The 2,485-nt window shown below is 40.9% G+C and carries 1 protein-coding gene; it reads left to right on the top strand.

The features are described 5' to 3' along the window. Positions 1-268: 268 nt before the first annotated feature. Positions 269-2,266, top strand: a complete 1,998-nt coding sequence (locus KDK15_RS14865) for a hypothetical protein (protein ID WP_257296169.1) — start codon at positions 269-271, stop codon at positions 2,264-2,266. The last annotated feature ends 219 nt before the right edge of the window (positions 2,267-2,485 follow it).

Below are 2,485 nucleotides of genomic sequence, written 5' to 3'. Positions count from 1 at the left end.
CAGAGTGACTGATCACTTAGCCAGAAAATATGATTTCATTTGGTTAACTACTTATTCAGGCCGCGTGTTTCTCGGGGGTATTATAATACCAAAGCAATTATCAATCCTTATAGCGTGGGCTCTGTAGAGTGGTCATTTCCTGATCTCTCCTGGAGATGGGGAGCTGAAATAAATTTGTTTTCAGGAAAGTTCAAATCCTGGATATTGAGTTTTTTTGAATTTTTCATTATTAAGACTGTCTTAGACTATTTATCAATCGAGTTTTGTTATGGAAAGAAATAGTGGTGTATTACTTGGTACGCCATATGGTCTGAAGAATTATTATGATCGCCTCAACACCGATCAGAATGATTCTGTTGTTTATGGCCAGCGCAGAGTATCAAGTAGAGTATCAAATTGCCACGCTAAAATGGCGGGTATGGTTAAAGGCGGAAAAAAAACAAATAGTCAGGCTAAGTTTAATAGTCATGATCCAGAATACTGGATTCAGAAAGATATATGTACCCTGCTTGATGATAGGGGGGGACATTTAACTCCAGGATTCTTTAGTCACTCTCCTGCTCTGAACAAAGAAAATACTCTGCGAAATCGTGGGAATAATTATGTGACGTCGATGGCTGGGTTATCCCCATCTACTTCTATTGAACCATGTCTGTTGGATCAGCAAAGAGAGAACCTCTCTTCTGTGTTTCCGGAAACTACCTGCATTAGACCACAAAATTTTGAAAAGCCTTATTTTCAACCGGTGACAAATAACTTTACCCATTTATGGAATCAAAGGCAGGTATCCAATGCAAGGCCTGAAGCTGTGTTTGGTTATTTAAGCAAACCAACCAAATTATCGGGAGATAATGTTGAATCAGTCCCTGTTCACTTGACGAAAAACCTGAGTGTCGGTGAACAGTCTGGACCTGGCAGTTTTCAGAATTTCTGGCCACCGGAAGCAGAAGCATTTTCTGACTCTGTCCAATCACAGGGTTTTGCCCCCCCAAATCCCTTAGCACTTGATGTAAGTGAATCTGTTTCTTCAACCAGCCATGATGAAGAAGGACATACCAGTGCACATTGGGAGTCTACATGGGCTGATGTATACTGTGATCAACAACTTTCAGCTTTTAGTAGAAAAAAAATCCTGATTGATCATTGGAAATTACTGGAAGAGCATGCAAAGTCTCTGAAAGAAGGAAGCAGTGAATGGACTACAGCGTGGCAAAATGCTCTCAATTTTGCCTGGCAGTGCTCTGAGACAGACTATCACTTCAATTTAAATGTGGCGAAAGCTTTAACAAGACTCAAGGATATTGATCAGGCAAAAATGATTTTGCTTGATCAACTGACTAAGTGTAATGATCAGAGATATCTTTCGGGTGTTAACAAACAGTTAGGATTTTTATTTTTTAAAAAACGGAGTTATGTCGATGCTGTAAAACATTATATGCGAGGCTTTGCATCAATGCTGGATGTCCCGAATGAAACTTACTCATTTATACTCTCTTCAATGAAGCACACTATTAGTGTGTGTAAGGATCAGAAATTTGTAACTAATGCTATTTGTTGGTTCAATTATCTGAAGCCAAAGTCATTAGAAAATAAAGTAGAACTATCGAACTCTATGCTCCCATTTTTTTATGCACCTACGTCTTTTTCAGAAATATCAGAGCCTGCCATAAATAACCTGGAATCAGATCAGGTTGAATGGACCATCACTCGATGGAAGGAGCTGGAAGCCTTGGCTGCAAGCCTTACACCAGAAGATCCTCATTGGTATCAGGCCTGGACTTGTGCCATGGTCTTCGCTTTAGAGTGTGCAAAGGTGGATTATCATTTCAACCTTAATGTAGCAATAGCATTAACCCGGTTGAATCAGCTGGACCAGGCCATTGACACTCTGTTCCAACAGTTGCGTGCAGCTGAATATGCAAATGACCAACCGTACCTCACGGCCGTGAATAAACAGCTGGGTTTTATCTATTTCAGAAAAGGAGAGTATCTGGATTCTATTCATTACTATATGCGTTGCTTTGACGGCTCAAAAGCTATAGCTGACAAGCCTTACGGCTATATAACCACCGCCATGAGTGCTTTCGAGGATGGCGTAAATACTGAATTCAGGCGTTCAGCGCTTGACTGGTATCGACAGCTTTACTCAAAATCAATGGAAAACAAGTGGCTGTTCTGGAATAAACAGCCCTTCATGACAGCGGCTCCCTTTTTACCTCTGGATTCTGCATCCATGCCGTCGCGTGGCGGTGGAAAATTTATTTAAATTTCTGGTTTGTCTGGTAAATTTCACCACTGGTACATCATGTCAATGAGTTTGATATTTACAATCTCCGTTCACCCTGAAGTTGAGTCGAAGGGTGATTGGCACAGCCTTTATTCAGGGTATGGAGTTTATGTCCGTTGACTCCGCTCAGGATGAACAAAGTTATACCAATTCCGCCTTCTAAATATGATAGCGAGCAAGTCATTTTGGACAGCTGGG

Source organism: Endozoicomonas sp. YOMI1 (genome assembly GCF_024606345.1).
Classification (GTDB): Bacteria; Pseudomonadota; Gammaproteobacteria; order Pseudomonadales; family Endozoicomonadaceae; genus Endozoicomonas.
This window is presented reverse-complemented; position numbering and strand designations above follow the sequence as displayed.